At 68.0% G+C, this 21,889-nt stretch carries 20 protein-coding genes; 13 read left to right on the top strand and 7 right to left on the bottom strand.

What is annotated here, in order from left to right:
• Positions 1-47: 47 nt before the first annotated feature.
• From nadD to AC5P5R_RS14605, 5 genes are all read right to left on the bottom strand, one after another.
• On the bottom strand, positions 48-716 hold the full coding sequence (nadD, locus tag AC5P5R_RS14585; RefSeq protein WP_005410537.1) for a nicotinate-nucleotide adenylyltransferase: 669 nt from the start codon (positions 714-716) through the stop codon (positions 48-50).
• On the bottom strand, positions 717-1,754 hold the full coding sequence (holA, locus tag AC5P5R_RS14590) for a DNA polymerase III subunit delta (RefSeq protein WP_012480930.1): 1,038 nt from the start codon (positions 1,752-1,754) through the stop codon (positions 717-719).
• 9 nt (positions 1,755-1,763) lie between these two features.
• Positions 1,764-2,348: an LPS-assembly lipoprotein LptE gene (locus AC5P5R_RS14595; RefSeq protein ID WP_005410539.1), complete on the bottom strand. Its 585-nt coding sequence runs from the start codon at positions 2,346-2,348 to the stop codon at positions 1,764-1,766.
• Between the two features lie 136 nt (positions 2,349-2,484).
• A complete protein-coding gene (leuS, locus tag AC5P5R_RS14600; protein WP_012480931.1) occupies positions 2,485-5,127 on the bottom strand; it encodes a leucine--tRNA ligase in 2,643 nt (880 codons plus the stop codon).
• 106 nt (positions 5,128-5,233) lie between these two features.
• Positions 5,234-5,836, bottom strand: coding sequence for a DUF998 domain-containing protein (locus tag AC5P5R_RS14605; protein ID WP_062606135.1), 603 nt, complete (start codon positions 5,834-5,836; stop codon positions 5,234-5,236).
• Between the two features lie 124 nt (positions 5,837-5,960).
• Between AC5P5R_RS14605 and trxA the strand changes: the two genes are divergently transcribed.
• From trxA to AC5P5R_RS14625, 4 genes are all read left to right on the top strand, one after another.
• Entirely contained in the window at positions 5,961-6,818 is an 858-nt protein-coding gene (gene trxA / locus AC5P5R_RS14610; RefSeq protein ID WP_005410542.1) for a thioredoxin, read from the top strand.
• Between the two features lie 153 nt (positions 6,819-6,971).
• Positions 6,972-8,627, top strand: coding sequence for a FecR family protein (locus AC5P5R_RS14615; RefSeq protein ID WP_164281736.1), 1,656 nt, complete (start codon positions 6,972-6,974; stop codon positions 8,625-8,627).
• Positions 8,624-10,249, top strand: a complete 1,626-nt coding sequence (locus AC5P5R_RS14620; protein ID WP_164281737.1) for a CHASE2 domain-containing protein — start codon at positions 8,624-8,626, stop codon at positions 10,247-10,249. The genes AC5P5R_RS14615 and AC5P5R_RS14620 overlap by 4 nt, the downstream gene beginning before the upstream one ends.
• 73 nt (positions 10,250-10,322) lie before the next feature.
• Positions 10,323-10,775 (top strand): DUF4442 domain-containing protein, encoded by a 453-nt coding sequence (locus AC5P5R_RS14625; RefSeq protein WP_100438798.1) that lies wholly within the window; start codon positions 10,323-10,325, stop codon positions 10,773-10,775.
• Between the two features lie 7 nt (positions 10,776-10,782).
• On the opposite strand, the gene AC5P5R_RS14630 is transcribed toward AC5P5R_RS14625, so the two are convergent.
• Positions 10,783-12,099 (bottom strand): hypothetical protein, encoded by a 1,317-nt coding sequence (locus tag AC5P5R_RS14630; RefSeq protein ID WP_099472663.1) that lies wholly within the window; start codon positions 12,097-12,099, stop codon positions 10,783-10,785.
• Positions 12,100-12,175: 76 nt separating this feature from the next.
• Here AC5P5R_RS14630 and AC5P5R_RS14635 point away from each other — a divergent pair, with 76 nt between their 5' ends.
• The 9 genes from AC5P5R_RS14635 to rnfB all read left to right on the top strand — a co-directional run bounded on the left by AC5P5R_RS14635 (position 12,176) and on the right by rnfB (position 21,285).
• Complete coding sequence (locus AC5P5R_RS14635) at positions 12,176-12,871, top strand: DUF502 domain-containing protein (protein ID WP_005414135.1); 696 nt, start codon at positions 12,176-12,178, stop codon at positions 12,869-12,871.
• On the top strand, positions 12,868-13,653 hold the full coding sequence (locus AC5P5R_RS14640) for a queuosine precursor transporter (RefSeq protein WP_005414136.1): 786 nt from the start codon (positions 12,868-12,870) through the stop codon (positions 13,651-13,653). The genes AC5P5R_RS14635 and AC5P5R_RS14640 overlap by 4 nt, the downstream gene beginning before the upstream one ends.
• 95 nt (positions 13,654-13,748) lie before the next feature.
• Entirely contained in the window at positions 13,749-15,689 is a 1,941-nt protein-coding gene (locus AC5P5R_RS14645) for a DUF885 domain-containing protein (protein ID WP_164281691.1), read from the top strand.
• 16 nt (positions 15,690-15,705) lie between these two features.
• Entirely contained in the window at positions 15,706-16,776 is a 1,071-nt protein-coding gene (locus tag AC5P5R_RS14650) for a serine hydrolase domain-containing protein (protein ID WP_100438800.1), read from the top strand.
• Entirely contained in the window at positions 16,773-17,177 is a 405-nt protein-coding gene (gene gloA2, locus AC5P5R_RS14655) for an SMU1112c/YaeR family gloxylase I-like metalloprotein (protein WP_100438801.1), read from the top strand. The genes AC5P5R_RS14650 and gloA2 overlap by 4 nt, the downstream gene beginning before the upstream one ends.
• A gap of 388 nt (positions 17,178-17,565) precedes the next feature.
• Positions 17,566-18,009: a DUF2147 domain-containing protein gene (locus AC5P5R_RS14660; RefSeq protein ID WP_005410552.1), complete on the top strand. Its 444-nt coding sequence runs from the start codon at positions 17,566-17,568 to the stop codon at positions 18,007-18,009.
• Positions 18,010-18,111: 102 nt separating this feature from the next.
• Entirely contained in the window at positions 18,112-20,178 is a 2,067-nt protein-coding gene (gene metG, locus AC5P5R_RS14665) for a methionine--tRNA ligase (RefSeq protein WP_043035451.1), read from the top strand.
• Between the two features lie 78 nt (positions 20,179-20,256).
• Positions 20,257-20,847 (top strand): HAD family hydrolase, encoded by a 591-nt coding sequence (locus tag AC5P5R_RS14670; RefSeq protein WP_032965934.1) that lies wholly within the window; start codon positions 20,257-20,259, stop codon positions 20,845-20,847.
• A 24-nt stretch (positions 20,848-20,871) separates the two neighbouring features.
• Positions 20,872-21,285 (top strand): Rnf electron transport complex subunit RnfB, encoded by a 414-nt coding sequence (gene rnfB, locus AC5P5R_RS14675; protein ID WP_012480943.1) that lies wholly within the window; start codon positions 20,872-20,874, stop codon positions 21,283-21,285.
• A gap of 140 nt (positions 21,286-21,425) precedes the next feature.
• On the opposite strand, the gene AC5P5R_RS14680 is transcribed toward rnfB, so the two are convergent.
• Positions 21,426-21,773 (bottom strand): RidA family protein, encoded by a 348-nt coding sequence (locus AC5P5R_RS14680; protein WP_005410556.1) that lies wholly within the window; start codon positions 21,771-21,773, stop codon positions 21,426-21,428.
• Positions 21,774-21,889 lie beyond the last annotated feature (116 nt).

Below are 21,889 nucleotides of genomic sequence, written 5' to 3' on the forward strand. Positions count from 1 at the left end.
TCGATAAACGTGGGGGCGATTATACGGGCAAGCCGGGGCGGCGGCATTCACGGCGTAGGGGAGCGGTACAGGCCATGGGCGGCCACATAGTCGGCCACGGCCGGCGGCAGCAACGCCCGCCAGGGGCCGCCGGCGGCGATCTGCGCACGCACGGCACTGGCCGATTCCTCGCGCAGCGGATGATGCAGGCGCAGGATGCGCCCGGCCGGACTGGCGAACAGGGCCTGCTCGTTGTCGGCCCAGCGGCCTTCCAGGGCGCGGCCAAGTTCGCCATCCACCGAGGCCTGAAGGGGACTGCCCGGGCGCTCGGCCACCACGAAATGGGCCAGCCCGAACAGTGCCTCCCATTCATGCCAGCGGGTCAGGCCCAGCAGGCTGTCGGCCCCCACCAGCCAGGCCAATGGCCGGCTGGGGCCCAGCTCGCCGCGCAGTTCGCGCAGGGTGTCGACGGTATAGGACGGGCGGCCGGGAAAGCGTATGGCGCGGTCCAGTTCACGGTGGTCCAGCAGCAGGCCGGGCTCATCGCCGATGGCCAGCGAGAGCATGGTGAAGCGCTGGTCAGCGGTTGCACCCGGCACCGCGCGATGCGGCGGATCAGCCGCCGGCAGCATGCGTACAGCGACCTGCAGTTCGTCACGGGCAGCACGCGCGATGGCGAGGTGCCCGAGGTGCACCGGATCGAAGGTGCCCCCGTAATAGATCCGCAGGCTCATCACTCAGGCCCGCGCCAGCAGGCGCACGGCACGCGGTTCGGCCACGGCCACCAGCAGGCGCTCCAGCGCCAGCCAGGCATCACCGTCGGCGCGCCCCTTGGCGATGCGGTCGACCAGTCCGGCCTCGGCCACGAAACGCTCCCAGCGCTTGCCCTCGGGGTGCCGCTGCAGCGCACGCTTGTAGGGCGCTTGCCGCGATTCCCAGATGCCGCGCGATTTCATTTCGGCGGCCAGATTGCCGCCACGCGCCTGTACCCGGGCCAGGCCGGCACCAGCCAGCAGCTCGCGGATCACCATTGGCATCAGTGCGGCCACCGCCTCGCCTTCGCCACGCAGGCCCGCCAGCATGCGCAGCACCGCCGGCGGCTGGCCGGAGAACGTGGCTTCCAGCAGCCGGAAAACGTCATAGCGGGCGGCGTCGGCCACCAGCGATTCCATCCGTTCCACGTCCAGCGGCTGGCCGTCGGCCAGCAACGCCAGCTTGTCGATTTCCTGCGCAGCGGCCAGCAGGTTGCCCTCGACCCGCTCGGCCAGGCGCTGCACGGCGGCCGGATCGGCACGCAGGCCCTTGCCACGCAGGCGGCGCTCGATCCAGTCCGGCAGTTCGTGCGGCTTGATCGCCCAAGCCACCGACAGCACGCCGATGCGATTGACTGCCTCGGCCCACTTGCCCTGGTGGGCCTTGCTCCATTCGCTGGCGGTAATCATCAGCACCACGTCCGGCGCCGGGTTGGCGCAGAACTGGCTGATCACCTCGGCCCCGTCCTTGCCCGGCTTGCCGCTGGGCAGGCGCACCTCGACCAGGCGGCGGGCACTGAACAGGCTGGGCGCGTTGAAGCTGGCGTCGAGCTGGTTCCAGTCGAAATCACGCCCATCGGCGTCGAACACTTCCCGCTCGGCGATGCCGGCGGCGCGTGCGCGTGCACGGATGGCGTCGGCCGCCTCAAGCACGCGCAGGGTTTCCGGGCCGGCAATCAGGTAGACCGGCGCCAGCGGGGTGTCAGCGCCCTGGCTGGCCAGCTGCTCCGGACGCAGTTCCATCGTCGCGACTCAGTGCTTGGCTGCGGGAACCGGCTCGGCCGGCTCCGCCCCTTCGATCGGCTTGGCCTTCGGCGCCGTCAGGCTGCCGCCCTTCTCGATCTCGGCGCGCACCACGCTGTCGATGCGGCGGATGATCGACGCGGACATTTCCCGTCGCAGCTCATCGGCCAGGATTTCGCGTTCGGTGGTGGTACCGGTGGCGTCGGTCGGCGGCGACACGTAGTCGCGCGACAGTTCGATCACCTGCTGCGGCACCAGCTCGCTGCCATCCTCGCGACGGAAGATGAAGATCACCGCATAGCGCAGGCTGTACTCCTGCGCACGGCCCTGCGAGTCGATGGCGATCGGCAGGTCGCCCCAGCGTTCGGACAGCACCTGGAGCTGGGTACTGGGCCCCTTGCTGTCCTCGTCGGCCAGCTTGGCACCGGAAGCCAGCAGGCTGCGATTGAGCAGCTTGACCAGTTCGCTGTATGGCGCGGTGGAGACCACCTTCACCGGCGCCGTGTCGGTCGGCAGCATCAGCTTGTTGCGCAGATGGAAACCGCAGCCGGCAAGGCCGAGGACAAGAACGAGGGCAAGCAGGATTCGGGTCATGGAGACAGTCTGGCGGAGCCGGGCGATCACGGCAACACACAGCCTGCCCGAAGCCGCGTGAATGCAGGGCCATCAAGTGCATGGCCCCGCACCGGGAAGGTACCGGCCACCGCGTGGGTGACCGGCCCAGGATGTATCAGGCAGCGACGATGTTCACGATCTTGCCCGGCACGATGATGATCTTGCGCACGGTCAGGCCTTCCATGAACTTGGCCGCATTCGGCTCGGCCAGAGCCAGTGCTTCGACCTGCTCGCGTGCAGCATCGGCGGCCACCTCGATGGTGCCACGCAGCTTGCCGTTGACCTGCACGGCCAGGGTCAGCGCGTCGCGCACCAGCGCACCGGCGTCGGCCTGCGGGAACGGCTGGTCTTCCAGCAGCGTCTCGCCATGGCCCAGCACCTGCCACAGGGCGTGGCTGGCATGCGGGGTGATCGGGTTCAGCAGCAGTACGATGGCCTGCAGCGCTTCCTGGCGCACCGCACGGCCCTGCTCGCTGCCATCCTCGAACTTGGCCAGCGCGTTCATCAGTTCCATCACCGCCGCGATGGCGGTATTGAAGCTGTGGCGACGGCCATAGTCGTCACCGACCTTGCCGATGGTCTCGTGGGTCTTGCGACGCAGTGCCTTCTGGTTGGCGTCCAGCGCGGCCACGTCCAGCGCCGGGGCGGCACCGTCGGCGGCGTGCTTCTGCACCTGGGCCCACAGGCGGCGCAGGAAGCGCGCCATGCCGTCCACGCCGGCTTCGTTCCACTCCAGCGACTGTTCCGGCGGGGCGGCGAACATCGAGAACAGGCGCACGGTGTCGGCACCGTACTTGTCGACCATCGCCTGCGGGTCCACGCCGTTGTTCTTCGACTTGGACATCTTTTCAGTGCCACCGACCACCACCGGCTGGCCGTCGGCGATCAGCGTTGCGCCAGTGATGCGGCCGCGCTCGTCGCGCTGCACTTCCACATCGGCCGGATTGATCCAGTCCTTCGAGCCGTCCGGGTTCGGGCGGTAGTAGGTCTCGGCGATCACCATGCCCTGGCACAGCAGGTTGCGTGCCGGTTCGTTGCTGTCCACCATCCGCGCGTCGCGCAGCAGCTTGTGGTAGAAGCGGAAATACATCAGGTGCAGGATCGCGTGCTCGATGCCGCCGATGTACTGGTCGACCGGCAACCAGTAATTGCCGCGCTTGTCGACCGCATCACGGGCACCCGGCGAGGTGTAGCGGGCGTAGTACCAGCTCGACTCCATGAAGGTGTCGAAGGTGTCGGTCTCGCGCTCGGCCGCGCCGCCGCATTCCGGGCAGGTGGTCTTGCGCCATTCCGGATCGGTCTTGATCGGCGAACCAGTCCCCGAGAACGCCACGTCCTCCGGCAGCACCACCGGCAGCTGCTCTTCCGGCACCGGCACCGCACCGCACTTGTCGCAGTAGATCACCGGAATCGGGCAACCCCAGTAGCGCTGGCGGCTCACGCCCCAGTCGCGCAGGCGATAGTTGACGCGGCGCTGGCCCTGGGCCTTGCGCTCGAAGCGTTCGGCCAAGGCTTCGAAGGCGCCCTGGAAATCCAGCCCATCGAATTCGGCCGAGTTGACCAGCTCGAAGGCACGGTTCTTGTCGCTGTACCAGTCCTGCCAGCGGGCACCATCCCAGGTGCGCTCGTCGTCGTTGCGCGGATCCTTCAGCGCGATCACCTGCTTGATCGGCAGGCCGTACTTGTTTGCCACTTCATTGTCGCGCTGGTCGTGGCCCGGAACAGCCATCACCGCACCGGTGCCGTAGCCCATCAGCACGAAGTTGGCGACCCACACCGGCACCTTTTCGCCGGTGACCGGATGGATGGCACGCAGGCCGGTGTCCATGCCGCGCTTTTCCTGGGTTTCCAGCTCGGCCTCGGACACGCCACCCTGCTTCATTTCCGACAGCAGCGCAGCCAGTTCCGGGTTGTTCTTCGCCGCATGCAGGGCCAGCGGATGTTCGGCGGCGATCGACACGAAGGTCACGCCCATCACGGTATCCGGACGGGTGGTGAACACGCGCAGCGGATCCAGCGCAGTGCCGTCGACATCACGCACGTCGAACTGGATTTCCAGGCCCTCGGAGCGGCCGATCCAGTTGCGCTGCATAGTCTTGACCGAATCCGGCCAGCCGTCCAGTTCATCCAGGCCGTCCAGCAGTTCCTGGGCGTAATCGGTGATGCGCAGGAACCACTGCGGGATCTCGCGCTTCTCGACCAGCGCACCGGAACGCCAACCACGGCCATCGATGACCTGCTCGTTGGCCAGCACGGTCTGGTCGACCGGATCCCAGTTCACCACCGCATTGCGGCGGTAGGCCAGGCCCTTGCGCATCAGGCGCGTGAACATGCGCTGTTCGTGGACATAGTAGTCCGGGCGGCAGGTGGCGAATTCGCGCGACCAGTCCACCGCATAGCCCATGGCCTTGAACTGGCCACGCATGTGCTCGATGTTCTTGTAGGTCCAGGCCGCCGGTGCGGTCTTGTTCTTGATTGCCGCGTTCTCCGCAGGCAGGCCGAACGCGTCCCAGCCCATCGGCTGCAGCACGTTGTGGCCGGTCATGCGCTTGTAGCGGCTGATCACGTCGCCGATGGTGTAATTGCGCACGTGGCCCATGTGCAGCGCACCGGACGGGTACGGAAGCATCGACAGGCAGTAGTACTTCGGCTTGTCCGAAGTCTCGTCGACTTCGAAGGCACGGGTGGCGTCCCAGTACTTCTGGGCGGCGGATTCAACCTGCTGCGGGTCGTAGGCGTTGGTTTCAGCGCTGGTCATGGAACACGCGGATGCGGCGGCAAAGCGGTACAGCGTACCGCAGTGCGGCAAACGTCTCCAATCCTGCCCGCCGACCGCCGGCCCCGCCAGCGGCCCGGAGCCGATCTCAGCGCGGTCGCGACAGCGGCAGGGCCAGCGCCAGCCAGACCGCCCAGCAGGCGAATGCAAGCCGTTGTGCCAGCGGCGCCGGCAGCACGCCCTGCAGCGCAAAGGCAGCCAGCGCCGCCAGCACGCCACAGGCGATCGCCACCCCGCCCAGGGCGCGCCCGTGCGTCTGGCGCAGCTGGGAGATGCCCAGCAACAGGGTGCCGGCGACGAAGCCCAGCACCCAGATCATCCAGGCACTGGCGTGCAGCTGGCTGGCCGGCCCGTGCAGATCGTCCACATCCAGCGGCATCAAGCCCATCGCGGTGAAGGCCAGTCCGCCCAGCAACAGCATCTGGCTGCCCACCCGCGGCGCCCAGCCAGCACTGGCCGGCAGCTGTCGGCGCAGGCACTCGGCCACGACCACCGCCAACAGGCCCGGCAGTACGAAGCCCAGCAGATTGAAGGCCAACGCGTGCGGCACGCCGTGTGCGCCCAGCAGGGCCACCGGGTGCCGCGCCTGTGCATAACCTTCCAGGCCGGTGCCGAAGCCCAGCACCGCCAGCACGAACAGCAGTGCGGCGGCGGGGCCGGACAGACGCAACAGGGAAGACGGGGAGGTCATGCAGGCTCCAGGAGCAACGGCGGCGGGAACGACGCATTGTCGGGCATTTGCCGCAGTCCGGGTTGAGACTGGCATCGATCGTCACCATAGAATCGGTCTCCAGATGCCAATCGATGCCTCCCCCATGACCGAGACGACCTACGTATTCGACGCCACCACTGCGACCTTCGAGGCCGAAGTCCTGCAGAAGTCGCTGCAGACGCCGGTGCTGGTCGACTTCTGGGCCACGTGGTGCGGCCCCTGCAAGACCCTGGGGCCGATGCTGGAAAAGCTGGCCGCCGAATACAACGGTGCCTTCGAGCTGGCCAAGGTCGATGTCGACAAGGAACAGCAGATTGCCGCCGCCTTCCAGATCCGCTCGGTGCCCACCGTGTTCCTGGTCAAGGGCGGCCAGCTGGTGGACGGTTTCCCCGGCGCCATCCCGGAAGGCCAGCTGCGTGAGTTCCTGGCCCAGCACGGCATCGTGCCGGCCGACGTCGGCGACACTGCCGCCGAGGACGAAGCGCCGTTGGATCCGCAGGCACAGGTGGATGTACTGCGTGCGCAGATCGCCGCCGAGCCGGACAAGGACGAGCTGAAGCTCGACCTGGCCCTGGCCCTGCTGCAGATCGGCGGCGTGGACGAAGCCGGTACGCTGATCGACGGCCTGCCCGCCAACCTGGCCACCGACGACCGCGCCGTGCGCGCCCGCGCCCGGCTGTCCTTTGCCGCCGCCCTGAAGGACGCCCCGGCCGCCGAGGTGCTGGACGCGCGCATCGCCGCCAACGGCAATGACCTCAAGGCCCGCCACCTGCGCGGCGTGCAGCTGCTGCTCGGCGGCCATGACGAAGCCGCGCTGGCGCAGTTCCTGGAAATGCTGCGGATCGACCGGAGTTTCGAGGAAGGCCTGCCGCGCAAGGCGCTGATCGATGCCTTCAATGTGATCTCCGACGAGGACCTGGTCGGCCAGTACCGCCGCAGGATGGCCTCCCTGCTGTTCTGAACGGAAGCCGGGTTCGTTCAGAATCCCTGCACTGGACGCGGGCAATAATGCGCACGATGGCGGCCGTACGGCCGCCACGATCCGTTCGGGGGGATGAGGTCGGGGCCATGGGGTCTTGCAGCTGCACCCCCGCATTGCCGGGATTGCAAAACTGTGACCTTCGTCCGCTCGCTGTTGTTTGCCATGCGCTTCCAGGGCGCCCTGCTCTGTGCCCTGCTTCTGCTGCCGGCCATCGCCGCCGCGCAGGACTGGAACTACCGGGTCCGCCCCGGCGACACCCTGTGGGATCTGGGTGGCGTGTATCTGAAACCCTCGGTGCGCTGGCAACAGCTCCAGCAGCACAACCGAATCGACAACCCCTACCGGCTGCCGCCCGGCCAGCTGCTGCGTTTCCCCATCAGCTGGCTGCGCATCGAACCGGCACCGGCGCGGGTGCTCTCGGTCCGCGGCAAGGTCGAACTGTCCAGTGGAGACGGCAGCGCCAGCCGCGCCATCCAGGCCGGCGAGCAGCTGCATATCGGAGACACCGTACAGACCGAGGGCGAATCCAGCGTCACGCTGGAATTTGCCGATGCGTCGCGCCTGCAGCTGCGTGAGTACTCGCGCCTGCGCCTGGACCAGCTCAGCCGCTATGGCCACACCGGCATGGTCGACACCCGCCTGCGCCTGCAGCAGGGCCGCGCCAGCAATCGGGTGACGCCCGCGCGCGGCCCGGCATCGCGCTACATCATCGATGCGCCCACCGCCACCAGCAGCGTACGCGGCACCGTCTTCCGGGTCAGTGCCGGCGACGGTCGTGATGTCGCGGCCACCGAGGTCCTGCAGGGCAAGGTGCAGGTCGGCAACGCCCATGGCCAGCGCATGGTCCAGCCCGGACAGGCCACCCGCAGCGCCAGCGCAGACGCTGCTCCGGACGCAGTCTCCGTACTGCTGCCGGCGCCGCAGCTGCGCAACGATGAACTGCGCCTGGCCCCGTTGCCGACGCTGCTGGCATGGACTCCGGTCGCCGGCGCCGCGCATTACCGCGTTGAAGTGGTGGAGGCAGCCACGCCGGAGATCCTGCTGTTCGCTGCCACCACCCCCGATACCCGCCTGGCCATCGGCGATCTGCCGCCGGGCCAGCTGCGCATCCTGCTGCGCGCGGTCGATGCGCAGGGTGTGGAAGGCATCGACGCCAGTGCCGACTTCGAACTCAGCGACCAGCCTCCACCGCCGCTGACCCTGGCCCCGCTGCATGGACAGACAATCAACGGCGACCGCCCGCGGTTCCGCTGGAGCCAAGCCCCCGGTGCGCGCAGCAGCGTGCTGCAGATCGCGGCTGATTCCACCTTCGTACAGCCACTGCAGGAACAGACCAGCACCGGCACCGACCTGCGCCTGGCGCAGCCATTGCCGCCGGGTCACTACTTCTGGCGGATCGCCTCCCGCAGTGCCGATGGGCACCAGGGGCGCTATGGCCAGGCCCTGCCACTGCAGCTGAGCAACGAGCCGGTGGATCCTGCGCTGCAACCGCCCGAGGCCGCGCACGGTGAACTGACCCTGCGTTGGCAGGCCGGCAGCGAAGGCCAGCGCTATCGCGTGCAGGTCGACCGCCGCGGCGACTTCAAGGCACCCCTGGTCGACGAAACCGTGGCCGAACCGCAGGTCAGCTTCAAGCGTCCGTGGCGCGGCACCCTGCATGTGCGCGTGCAGTACATCGACGATGACGGCCATGCCGGCGAGTTCTCGCCTGCCCAGCAGATCGCCCTGCCGTGTCGCCTCTGCTATGGCACCGGCGGCGGTGCCCTGCTGCTGTGGCTGCTGTTGTGAGGCGCTCGCCGCTGCCGTGGTCGAAGCGGATCCTGCTGGCCATGCTGGCCGGGATACTGACCCTCGTCGCCAGCCAGGGCCAATGGCTGTGGCGGCAGGACGAGGCCACCTACGACGCGATGGTCGGCAACTGGGACTATCGACCCGACCCGAGCGTGCTGATCGTGGCCATCGACGAAGGCAGCCTGCAACGCATCGGCCAATGGCCGTGGCCGCGCTCGGTCCACGCCCGGTTGCTGGATCGCCTGACCGATGCCGGTGCCGAACGGGTCGCGCTGGATCTGATGCTGTCCGAGCCGGATCGCCGCGACAGCCGCCAGGACGACGCGCTGGCCGCGGCCATCCGTCGCAATGGCCGGGTGGTGCTGCCGGTGCTGGCCGCACCGGCAGCCGGTGATCGCATGGCCGAGGAAATGCTGCCGGTTCCGCAGATCGCGGCCAGTGCCGCCGCCATCGGCCACACCGACGTTGAGGTGGACAGCGACGGCGTCGCCCGCGGCATCTACCTGCATGCGGGCATCGGCAAGGCGCATTGGCCGGCGCTCGGGCTGGCCCTGACCGGCCTGCCTGCGGGCGCGGTGCGCGGACTGCCCGACCCTGATCCCGAGGTGGGCTCGCCTTATCAATGGCGGCGCAACGACTACGTGCGGGTGCGCTATGCCGGACCTCCCGAGCAGTTGCCGCAGGTTTCCTACGCAGACGTACTCGATGGCCACGTGGACATGGCGATGCTGCATGGCCGCCGCATCATCGTCGGCATGACCGCCAGCGGCATCGCACCGCGCCTGCTGACCCCGACCACCCGCGAGTTCTGGATGAGCGGCAGCGAGTACCAGGCCAACATCGCCTCGATGCTGCTGCAGCACAAGCAGATCGAGGTGCTGCCCCGCTTCTGGCAGCACACCATCAGCGCGGTGCTGGTGGCGCTGTGTGTGATCCTGCTCGGCCTGCGCCTGCCGTGGCTGGCGGCGCTGTGTTCGCTGCCGCTTGCTCCTCTGCTGAGCTGGTTGCTGTTGCGCACCAGCAACCTCTGGTGGGCGCCAGCCACCGCCCTGCTGGGCGTCCTGCTGGTACTGCTGGCCTGGGCGATCTGGCGGATTTCGGCCTGGCACCGGCAGGCCAACCGCGACGCACTGACCGGCCTTGGCAATCGCCTGCGTTTCGAACAGGCGCTGCAGCAGGAATGCGACGCCGCACGACGCAACGGCAAGCCACTGAGCCTGGCGCTGATCGATGTCGACCACTTCAAGCGCCACAACGACCGCCATGGCCACCAGGTCGGCGACCGCGTGCTGCGGGACGTCGCCCGGTTGATCGGCGCGCATGCGCGGCGGCCGCGCGACATGGCCGCGCGTTACGGTGGCGATGAATTCGCACTGGTACTGCCCGATACCCCGGCCGAAGGCGCGCAGCTTGTCATCCAGGACCTGATCGACTGCGTACGTGCGTTGCCGGTACACGGTGACGGCAGCGACGACCGGGTGACGCTCACCATCGGCGTGTTCACCCGGGTACCGGAAGGCGAGCTGCAACCCCATCATTTCGTCGAAGGGGCCGACACCGCGCTGTACCAGGCCAAAGCGAATGGACGCGACGGGTATGTGATCGACGGCGGCGCGTGACCGGTGCCACCGGGTGCAACATACGCATGCGAATGGTTAGACTGGACACCTCGCCCAGCGCCCCCGGATCCGCATGAACGCCCGTCTGTTCCGCTTCGGCATCAACCTCTGGCCGCCCTTCCTGTTCACCGGCATCCACGTCACCCGCATCACCCCCGACTACCGGCAGATCGATGTCGAGCTGCGCCTGCGGCCATGGAACCGCAACTACGTCGGCACCCACTTCGGCGGCAGCCTGTTCGCGATGACCGATCCGTTCTGGATGCTCGGCCTGCTGCACATCCTCGGCCGCGACTACTACGTGTGGGACCGCGCCGGCGCCATCGACTTCCTCACGCCGGGCCGTGGCATCGTGCGGACGTCGTTCCGCATCGACGACGCGCTGCTGGATGAACTGCGCGCCGAAGCGGCCAGTGGCGAGAAGGTGCTGCGCTGGTTCAGCAACGACGTGATCGATGAAAGCGGCGAGGTGGTCGCACAGGTCCGCAAGCAGGTGTACCTGCGGTTGAAGCCACACGCACGCTGAGCGCACCTCAATCGCGCGCCAACGCAGTCGAAGCTGGCTCCGCCTGCAGCGGCACCGACAGCCACGGGCTTTCGTCGTTGCTGCGGGACGGCGAGCGGCGCGGCACCTGCAGATGGCGGCCATCCGCCGACAAGCGCGGCACCCGCACCGGCGAGGCGAACTGTGCCGGCAACCGCTGCAGGGCATCCACCGGATCCCCCGGCTGCTGCCGCAGCCAGCGCTGTGCACCCAGCAGGCGCAGCATCGCCGCGGCGTCCTGGGTGCGCGACGAATAGGCCGGATAGACCGGACCCGCAATGTCGGTCAACAGGCAACCCATGACGTTCGACAGGCAACCAAAGTCACGCTGCGGCGGCGCCGGTGCCGGCAACGGACGGTCCGCCTCCAGCGCAGCGGTCGCCGTCGCGCCACAGGCCCAACCGAGATTGCCGGCCGCACGGGCCAGGGTGCTGCTGCGGTCCAGTACCAGCGCGCCGCCGAATTCCCGCGCCGAGGTCTCGATCGCCACCCGGTTCATCGCATACTCGCCCTGCATCGCACGGCACAGGCTCTGCTCGTCGGCCCGCATCGGCTGCATGGCCTGTTCGCATTCGGCCGGCAGCGGGTGATCGGCAGGCAGTTCGACCAGCATGTCGGCCAGCAGCTGCGCGTTGGCCTGTACCAGGCTGGCGCCGATGATGCTTTCGACCAGATAGCTGCCACCGGGCACCAGCCGCCGGCCCAGCTGCACTCCCCGGCAGCTGCCGCGCAGGGCACCGTCGATGTCACCCTGTACGAACGCCAGCGCGCGTGCGCTGGTGGCATCGACCACCAGCCCGTAGGTCGGCATCGGCACCAGGATGCCCTCGCCCTTCGGCTGGAACGGCGATACGAAGTAGTCTGCTTCGGCGAGCTGATCCAGCCGCGCGTGCAACTGCTGGTGCCCGGCATGGGCCTCCACGAAGCGTTGCGGGTCCGCGCGGACCTGGGCGAGGCAGCCGCGGGCGGCCGGCCCGCAACTGGCACCGGGCCGCGAGCGCAGCTCGGCATGGTTGGCCACCAGGTGTGTCTGGCCGCCGCTGCTGCCCCGCAGGTCGGCCTCCCAACGGCGCACGTCCTCGGCCAACGCCTGCTCGCGCTGGCGAGCATCCAGATCGTCGAACGGCAGCGTCCACAACAGGGCATAACCGTTGCGCCCGCTCGCCGGCAGCCGCGCTTCCAGCCGTTGCTGCGCCTGCAACCGCGATTCCGGCACCGGCCACATGCGTGAGGCGCACCACACCACGATGGTCAACAGCAGCAGGCCCGCCAGGGTCCAGCCCAGTCCGCGCAGAATCTTCAACACAGCTTCCCTTCCATGGCTCGTTGCCGCAGTCGATCCACCAGCGTAATCGACCGGCAGTGACCGCTACAATGCGCACATGTCGCTCGAAGCCCCCGCCCTGGTCCCCCGCCCCTCCCTGCAGCGCCTGTTCCTGACCGGCCTGCTGACCCTGCTGCCGATCTGGCTGACCTGGGTCGTGGTCAAGTTCGTGTTCGTGTTGCTGTCGGGCATTTCCAGCCCGCTGGTGGTACCGCTGTCCGAGCAGATCGCGACAAGCTTCCCGCACTACCTCGGCTGGGTCCGCGCCGAATGGATCCAAGACACCATCGCCCTGCTGGCCACCCTGCTGGTGATCCTGGCGGTGGGCGTGGCCAGCCGCCGCGTGCTCGGCCAGCGCCTGCTGCGCTGGGTGGGCGCGGTCATCAAGCGCATTCCGCTGGCCAGCATCATCTACGACAGCGCAAAGAAGCTGCTGGACATGCTGCAGACCGAACCGGGCAGCACCCAGCGCGTGGTGCTGATCGACTTCCCGCACCGCGACATGAAATCGGTCGGACTGGTCACCCGCGTGATCAAGGAACACGGCACCGACCGTGAGCTGGCCGCGGTGTATGTACCGACCACGCCGAACCCGACCTCGGGCTACCTGGAAATCGTGCCGGTGGAACTGCTGACCCCGACTGACTGGACCGTCGACCAGGCCATGAGCTTCATCATTTCCGGCGGCGCCGTCGCACCGTCCAGCGTGCCGTTCACCCGCGCCGGCGAACGCACCGGCGAACGCACCGAATGACCCCGGCGCCGATCGAGCGCCCGCTGCAGGACCGCGCGGTCCTGCTGTTCATCGTGCTGGCCGCGTTCTTCTGCGGCAATGCGGTGCTGGCCGAGCTGATCGGGGTGAAGATCTTCGCGTTGGAAGACACCCTGGGCATCGCCCCGCTGAACTGGAACCTGTTCGGCCAGACCGGCTCGCTCAGCTTCACCGCCGGTACCCTGCTGTGGCCGGTGGTGTTCATCATGACCGACACCATCAACGAGTTTTTCGGCAAGCGCGGCGTGCGCTTCATCTCGTGGCTGGCGGTGGTGCTGATCGGCTACGGCTTCCTGTTCGCCTTCGCGGCCATTTCGCTGGCGCCGGCCAGCTGGTGGGTCACGTCGATGGATGGCCACGGTGTGCCCGACTACCAGGCCGCGTTCGCAGCCGTGTTCGGCCAGGGCATGTGGACCATCGCCGGTTCGCTGGTGGCCTTCCTGCTCGGCCAGCTGATCGACGTGGCGGTGTTCCATCGCATCCGCCAGGCCACCGGCGAACGCCACGTGTGGCTGCGTGCGACCGGATCGACCGCGATCTCGCAGGTGGTGGACAGCTTCGTGGTGATCTGGATCGCCTTCGTGCTGGGCCCGCAACACTGGCCGACCTCGTTGTTCCTTGCGGTCGCCAGCGTCAACTACGTGTACAAGATGGGCTTTGCGATTGCCCTGATTCCGTTGCTCTACCTGATGCGGCGTGCCATCACCCGCTATCTGGGCGCCGATCGCGCGGCGGCACTGCGCGCCGCCGCTGCGGCTGACTGAAGCCCCAGCGCCACCAAGCTGACTGCGTCTTCACGCTGGCCGTACGCGCGCGGATCGTGCAAGCTCCACGATCTGTGTTCCACGGAAGCTTCTTGATGCCGTATTCCCCCCGCGTCCTGGCCGCTGCCATTGCCGCGTTGTTCCTGTTCAGTGCCGTGCCGTCGGCCGAAGCAGCGAAGAAGAAGGCCATCCGCCCTGCCGCTGCGCAGACCCGCCAGGCCGCCAAGCCCAAGGCCAGGCCCGCCCGTGCCACCGCACCGGCCCGTGGCAGTTCGGCGCGCCGCGCTGCGCCGCGTCCGGTCGCTCCGGCCCGTGCCGTGCCCAAGCAGGTGCAGCTGGAACGGCTGTACGACGAGTACTGGGATGCCTCGATGCGGTTGAACCCGCTGCAGGCCACGTTCCAGGGCGAACCGCGCTACAACGACCAGCTGCCCAACATCCTGTCCGCCGCCTGGCGCCAGCAGTCGCACGACTTCACCACGCAGTGGCTGGGCAAGGTCGAAAAACTCGGCAGCGATGGCCTGCAGGGCCAGGACCTGCTCAGTTACGAGATCTTCGTACGTGACGCGCGCGCCTCGCTGGCTGCCGAGCGCTACCCGAGCTGGATGATGCCGATCAGCCAGTACTACAACATCGGCAGCATCATGGCGATCCTCGGCTCCGGCGCGGGCGCGCAGCCGTTCAACACCGTGCAGGACTATGACACCTGGTCGCGCCGCTCGCTCGGCATTCCCGAACTGTTCGACCAGGCCATCGACAACATGCGCCAGGGCATGAAGGCCGACGTGGTGCAGCCGCGCGACCTGATGGAGAAGGTGCTGCCGCAGCTGGATGCAGTGATCAAGCCGACCGCTGAAGAGAGCATCTTCTGGTCGCCGATCCGCACCATGCCGAACACGATTGCGGCCGAAGACAAGGCGCGCATCAGTGCCGAGTACAAGCGCATGATCGAACTGCGCATCATGCCCGCCTACCGCGCCCTGCGCGGCTTCATCGCCACCGAGTACCTGCCGGCCACGCGCGCCAGCAGCGGCATGGGCGCGCTGCCCGACGGCCAGGCCTGGTACGCCAACCTGATCGTGCAGACCACCGCCAGCGACCAGACCGCCGCGCAGCTGCACGCGCTGGGCGAGCAACGCGTGCAGGAACTGCAGGCACAGATCGCCACGGTGATGAAGGACGCCAAGCTGCGTGGCACGCCGGCAAAGCTGCTGCGCAGCATGCGCAACGATCGCCAGTTCCAGTACAGCGATGCCAATGCACTGATCAGCCGCTACCGCCAGGTGCAGCAGCAGGTCAACGCGCGCCTGCCGCAGGTGCTCGATACGCTGCCGAAGTCCGCGCTGGAAGTACGCGCAGTGGAACCGGAACGGGCGCTGACCGCCGCCGCTGCCGCCTACCAGCCGTCGCCGCCCGGGCAGCCCGGCGTGCTGTACATCAACACCCGCGACCTGCCCAGCCGCAAGCGCTGGAGCGTGCCGGTGCAGTACCTGCATGAAGCGATTCCCGGCCATCACGTGCAACTGGGCCTGCAGCAGGAGCTGGCCAAGCTGCCGCGCTTCCGTCGCCTCGGTGGCGATCTTGCGTTCGTCGAAGGCTGGGGCCTGTACGCCGAAACGCTGGGTGAAGACCTCGGCGTCTACACCGATCCCTACGACCGTATCGGCTACCTGTACTCACGCCTGCTGCGCGCCGCGCGCGTCGTCGCCGACACCGGCGTCAATGCACAGGGCTGGAGCAAGCAGCAGGCCGTGGCCTACCTGCAGAAGACGGTGGACATGAGCAGCGATGACGCCAACGCCGAAGTCGAGCGGATCATGGCCCAGCCCGGCCAGGCACTGTCGAACGTCGCCGGCCTGACCACCATCGTTGCCCTGCGCGACAAGGCCAAGGCACGCCAGGGCGCAGCCTTCGATCTGCGCCGCTTCCATGCAGAACTGCTGAAAGACGGCTCGATGCCTCTGGACGTGCTGGACCGCAAGATGGAGCGCTGGATGGCACAGCCGGCCAGCGCTGCGCCCACACCTTCGCCCTGACGCTTCCGGAGCCACCATGCGCCCTGCCGTCGCCCTGTTCGCCGCCGTGCTGGGCCTGCTGCCTCTGACGGGCGCCGCCGCACCGGTGCTAACCCCACCGGATGCCGGTATCGACGGCCTGATGCAGGCCTACGATGGCCAGGTGCCCGGCGCCGCAGTGCTGGTGCTGCATGACGGGCAGCCGGTGTTCCGCCGTGGCTACGGCCTTGCGATGGTCGAAGACGGCACCCCGGTCACAGCCGCCAGCAACTTCCGGCTGGCCTCGGTCAGCAAGCAGTTCACCGCTGCGACGGTGCTGCTGCTGGTGGAAGACGGCCGGCTCGGGCTGGACCAGCCGGCCCGGCAGTGGCTGCCCGAGCTGCCACCGGCTGCAGCGGGCATCACCCTCCGCCACCTGCTCTCGCATACCAGCGGCCTGCTCGACTACGAAGACCTGATGGACCCGGCAGACACGCGGCAGGTACACGATGCCGATGTGCTGGCCCTGCTGTCGCGCCAGGACCGGCTGAACTTCGCGCCGGGCACGCAGTACCGCTACAGCAACAGCGGCTATGCACTGCTGGCACTGATCGTGGGCCGCGCATCCGGCCAGGATTTCGCCGCCTTCCTGCAACAACGCATCTTCCGCCCACTGGGCATGACGCATACCGTGGCCCACCAGGACGGCGTGGACACGGTCGCCGCACGCGCCTATGGCTACAGCCGGATCGATGGCCGCTGGCAGCGCACCGACCAGAGCACTACCAGCGCCGTACTGGGAGACGGCGGGATCTACTCCTCGCTGGACGACCTGGCCCGCTGGGATGCGGCGCTGTACGACGACCGCCTGCTGTCGAAGGCCTCGCGCCGCGCGATGTTCAGCCCGGCGACGACCACATCGGAACCGGACGTGCCGCATTACGGCTTCGGCTGGCGGCTGAATGGTCCGGTGCAATGGCACAGCGGCGAGAGCATCGGCTTCCGCAACGTGATCGTGCGCCACCCGGAGAAGCACCTGACCGTGATCGTGCTGACCAACCGCAACGACCCCGAACCCTATCCGCTGGCGCAGAAGATCGCCCAGCGCTGGCTGGACACCCTGCAATGACCCCCGGTTCCGACGCCCTGCTGGGCATCCACCACGCCGCACTGATCTGCAGCGACTACGCACGCTCGAAGGACTTCTACGTGCGCATCCTCGGCCTGCGCGTGCTGGCGGAGAACCACCGCGCCGCACGCGATTCCTGGAAGCTGGACCTGGCCCTGCCCGACGGCGGCCAGCTGGAACTGTTCTCCTTCCCCTCGCCGCCGCCCCGTCCCAGCCGCCCGGAGGCCCAGGGCCTGCGCCACCTCGCGTTCCGGGTGACTGCACTGGAACCCTTCATCCAGCGACTGGCCGCGCATGGCGTGACCTGCGAACCGATCCGCGTGGACGAGTACACCGGCCGCCGCTTCACCTTCTTCGCCGACCCCGACGACCTGCCGCTGGAGTTGTACGAAGTCGGTTGAGCGTTTTTCAATCGAGATTCATCCATGCATGGCATGGATCTACTGTGTCGACCAAGGTCGGCACCCACCAAGAGAGGCCGTGCCATTCCGACAGATCGCGGAGACCTGTCGAAGGCGGGGTGGGTCCGGTTGCGGGGGTGTCCGCGGCATGGATGCCGCGGCCAAGCCCCCACGGACGGGTTTACGGCGTCCCCCGCAACCGGACCCACCCCGCCATCCCACGGAATGGCCGCTTTTGCAGTTGCCGTTGCCGTTGCCGGCCAGCGGCCGGCACTACCGCGGGTGCAGGGCGCAGCCCTGCAAAGCCCCCCCTTCCCCATACCCCGCCGAATGGGTATACAGTCGACCCGTACCGGCATAGTGCCGGAATGAACCCTGGGAGGGGACCATGCGCAAGACCTTCAAGACCCTGCTGCTGGCACTGCCGCTGTGCCTGGCCGCGCTCTCGGCGCAGGCCGCCGATGGCGCCGCCGGCCGCTGGAAGACCATCGACGACAAGACCGGCAAGGTGAAGTCGATCGTCGAGATCACCCAGGCCGCCAACGGCACCCTGACCGGCAAGGTGGTCGACATCCTGCACTCGGACAAGGGCCCCAACCCGGTCTGTGACGGCTGTGAAGGCGCCAACAGGAACAAGCCGGTGAAGGGCATGACCATCCTCTGGAACCTGAAGGCCGACGGCGCCAACAAGTGGTCCGGTGGCACCATCCTCGACCCGGCCAACGGCAAGACCTACAAGTCGAAGATGGAACTGCAGCCCGGCGGCACCCGGCTGGACGTGTCCGGCTGCATCGCCTTCATCTGCCGCGCGCAGACCTGGCAGCGCGAATAAGCGCCCCGGCCCCCGCTTCATCCCCGTGACCCGGCCTCGGCCGGGTCACCTCGTTGCGGGCATGCGATACTCTGCGGTTCCCCTCGGCTTCACCCCGCGACCATGACCCGTACCGCGCTCGTCACCACCGCCCTGCCCTACGCCAACGGCCCGCTGCACCTGGGCCACCTGGTCGGCTACATCCAGGCCGACATCTGGGTGCGTGCGCGGCGAATGAGTGGCGGCAAGGCCTGGTTTGTCTGCGCCGACGATACCCATGGCACGCCGATCATGCTGGCCGCGGAAAAGGCCGGGGTCACCCCGGAAACCTTCATCGCCAACATCCAGGCCAGCCACGAACGTGACTTCGCCGCCTTCGGCGTGGCCTTCGACCACTACGACTCGACCAATTCGGCGGCCAACAAGGCGCTGACCGAGCAGTTCTACCTGAAGCTGGAAGCGGCCGGCCACATCAGCCGCCGTTCGGTGGCGCAGTTCTACGACCCGGCCAAGGGCATGTTCCTGCCCGACCGCTACGTCAAGGGCATCTGCCCGAACTGCGGCAGCCCCGACCAATACGGCGACAACTGCGAAGTGTGCGGCGCTACCTATGCGCCGACCGATCTGAAGGAACCGCGTTCGGTCATCTCCGGTGCCACGCCGGAAATGCGCGATTCGGAGCACTTCTTCTTCGAGGTGGGCCACTTCGACGCGTTCCTGCGCGAATGGCTGGCCGGCGACGTCGCCCTGCCGGGCGTGAAGGCCAAGCTCGGCGAGTGGCTCAACGCCGAAGGTGGCCTGCGCGCGTGGGACATCTCGCGCGATGCGCCGTACTTCGGCTTCCAGATTCCCGGCCAGCCGGGCAAGTACTTCTACGTCTGGCTGGACGCGCCGATCGGCTACCTGTCCAGCTTCCAGACCCTGTGCGGCAGGATCGGCGAGGACTTCGAAGCGCACCTGCGCGCCGGTACCAGCACCGAGCTGCACCACTTCATCGGCAAGGACATCGTCAACTTCCACGGCCTGTTCTGGCCGGCGGTGCTGCACGGCACCGGTCACCGCGCGCCGACCCGCCTGCACGTCAACGGCTACCTGACCGTGGACGGCGCCAAGATGAGCAAGTCGCGCGGCACCTTCGTGATGGCGCGTACCTTCCTCGATGTCGGCCTGGAGCCGGAAGCGCTGCGCTACTACTACGCCGCCAAGTCCGGCGGTGGCGTCGACGATCTCGACCTGAACCTGGGTGACTTCATCGCCCGCGTCAACGCCGACCTGGTCGGCAAGTTCGTCAACCTGGCCAGCCGCTGCGCCGGCTTCATCAGCAAGCGCTTCGACGGGCAGCTGGCCGCGCAGCTGCCCGATGCGGCGCAGTACCAGCGCTTCGTCGATGGCCTGGCGCCGATCCGTGAAGCCTACGAGCGCAACGACCCGGCCGCGGCGATCCGCCTGACCATGACCCTGGCCGACGAAGCCAACCGCTACATCGACGACGTCAAGCCGTGGGTCATCGCCAAGCAGGAAGGCGCCGATGCGCAACTGCAGGCCGTATGCAGCCAGGGCCTGAACCTGTTCCGCGTGCTGGTCACCGCCCTGAAGCCGGTGCTGCCGGCCACCGCCGCGCAGGCCGAAGCCTTCCTGGCCGCGCCGGTGAACGACTGGACCGAACTGGCACAGCCGCTGCTGGGCCACCGCATCACCGACTACACCCCACTGTTCACCCGTATCGACCCGAAGAAGATTGACGCCATGATCGACGCCTCCAAGGACACCCTGCAGCCGGCGGCTGCCGCTGCCCCCGCCGCTAAGCCGGCCGCCCCGGCCCCGGCCAAGGACGAAGCAAAGAGCGCCGACGCGCCGGCCTACATCGGCATCGACGATTTCGCCAAGCTCGACCTGCGCATCGGCAAGGTGCTGGTCTGCGAGTTCGTGGAAGGATCGGACAAGCTGCTGCGCTTCGAGCTGGATGCAGGTGAACTGGGCAAGCGCCAGATCTTCTCCGGTATCCGTGGCAGCTACGGCGAGCCGGAGAAGCTGGTCGGCCGCAGCGTGGTGTTCATCGCCAACCTGGCCCCGCGCAAGATGCGCTTCGGCCTGAGCGAAGGCATGATCCTGTCGGCCGGCTTCGACGGCGGTGCGCTGGCGTTGCTGGACGCCGACAGCGGCGCGCAGCCGGGCATGCCGGTCCGCTGATGCCCGCAGCGGGCGTGGCCTCGGCCGCGCCCGCCGGCAGCACCGGCCACCGGAGGCAACGCGATGGGAGGCAACGGAATGGAACTGGCGCTGTTCGACTTCGACCACACCGTGACCACCTGCGATACCTATGGCCGTTTCCTGCGCCGCGTGGCCACCGCCGAACAGCTGGCGCAGGCGTGGTGGAAGGTCGGCCCGTGGCTGCTCGCGTACAAGCTGAAGCTGATCTCGGCCGAACGCATCCGCGCGCGCGTCACCCGCCTGACCTTCAGCGACCGCCACAGTGACGACATCACCACCCTGGCCGCCGGCTTCTCGCGTGAGTTCCTGCCCGATGTGGTGCGCCCGGAAATGCTGGAGCAGATCCGCTGGCACAAGGAACAGCAGCACACCGTGGTGATCGTGTCCGGCTCGCTGGACCTGTACCTGCGGCCGTGGTGCGAGCAGCTGGGCCTGCAGTTGATCTGCAACCGGCTGGAATGTCAGGACGGACGCCTGACCGGCCGTTACGCCGGTGGCGACTGTGGCCCGCGCAAGGTCGAGCACATCCGTCGCCAGTTCGATCTGTCGCGTTACGTGCGCATCCATGCCTACGGTGACAGTTCCGAAGACAAGCCGATGCTGGCGCTGGCCCACGAGCGCTGGTTCCGCGGCAAACCCCTGAAGTAACCCGACGCGCAGCCTTCGCCACGCATGAGCCTGATCCCGCCCCTGACCGAACGCCTCGACCGCCTGCTGCCGCAGACCCAATGCGGGCAATGCGGCTACGACGGTTGCCGACCGTACGCGCAGGCGATGGCGCGCGGCGAGGCAGGCGTCGACCGCTGCCCACCCGGTGGCGATGCCGGTGCACGCGCGCTGGCCCAGGTTCTGCGCGTACCGGCGATTCCTTTTGATCGTTCGCGCGGCGAGCACAAGGCGCCGCAGGTGGCGTTGATCGTGGAAGCCGACTGCATCGGCTGCACCAAGTGCATCCAGGCCTGCCCGGTGGACGCCATCGTCGGCGGCGCCAAGTACATGCACACGGTGATCGCCGATCTGTGCACCGGCTGCGAGCTGTGCATCCCGCCGTGCCCGGTGGACTGCATCGAGCTGGTGCCGGCCTAGCCACCAGACCAACCGGCGGTGGAGCGGCGGGGTAGAGTCGGCTGTTAGTCGACTGCTCTTCGTTCCGGCGGCGCAAAACCCCGCGCTGCGCGCGACAGTCGACTCTACCCCCCCTCCACTGCTGGGAGGTGACCTTGCCGTTACGGCACTGCCGCCGTCACCACGATCTCGACCTTCCAGTCGGCGTGGGCCAGCTTGGCCTCGACCGTGGCGCGCGCCGGGGTCGCACCTTCCACCACCCACTCATCCCATGCCTTGTTCATACCGTCGAAATCGGCCATGTCGGCCAGGAACACTTCGGCGCGCAACACGTGCTGGCGATCACTGGCCACCAGCGCCAGCAGCTTGTCGATCTCGGCCAGCACCTGCCGGGTCTGCCCGGTGATGTCCTGGCTGGTGTCTTCCGGAATCTGGCCGGAAAGGTAGGCGACCTTGTTGTACACGGTCATTTCGGACATGCGCGGTCCGACGTCGTAACGCTCCATCATGGGCGTGGCTCCTGCGGGTGATCAGGCCTGCATTGTCCTCCAAACCGGTCAACGATGGGTGCAGGGCAGCCATCCACACACGGTCACTACCGGCTTCCGACAGCGACGCTGGTCAA

The sequence above is a fragment of the Stenotrophomonas sp. YJH_SMC_19 genome (genome assembly GCF_059367915.1).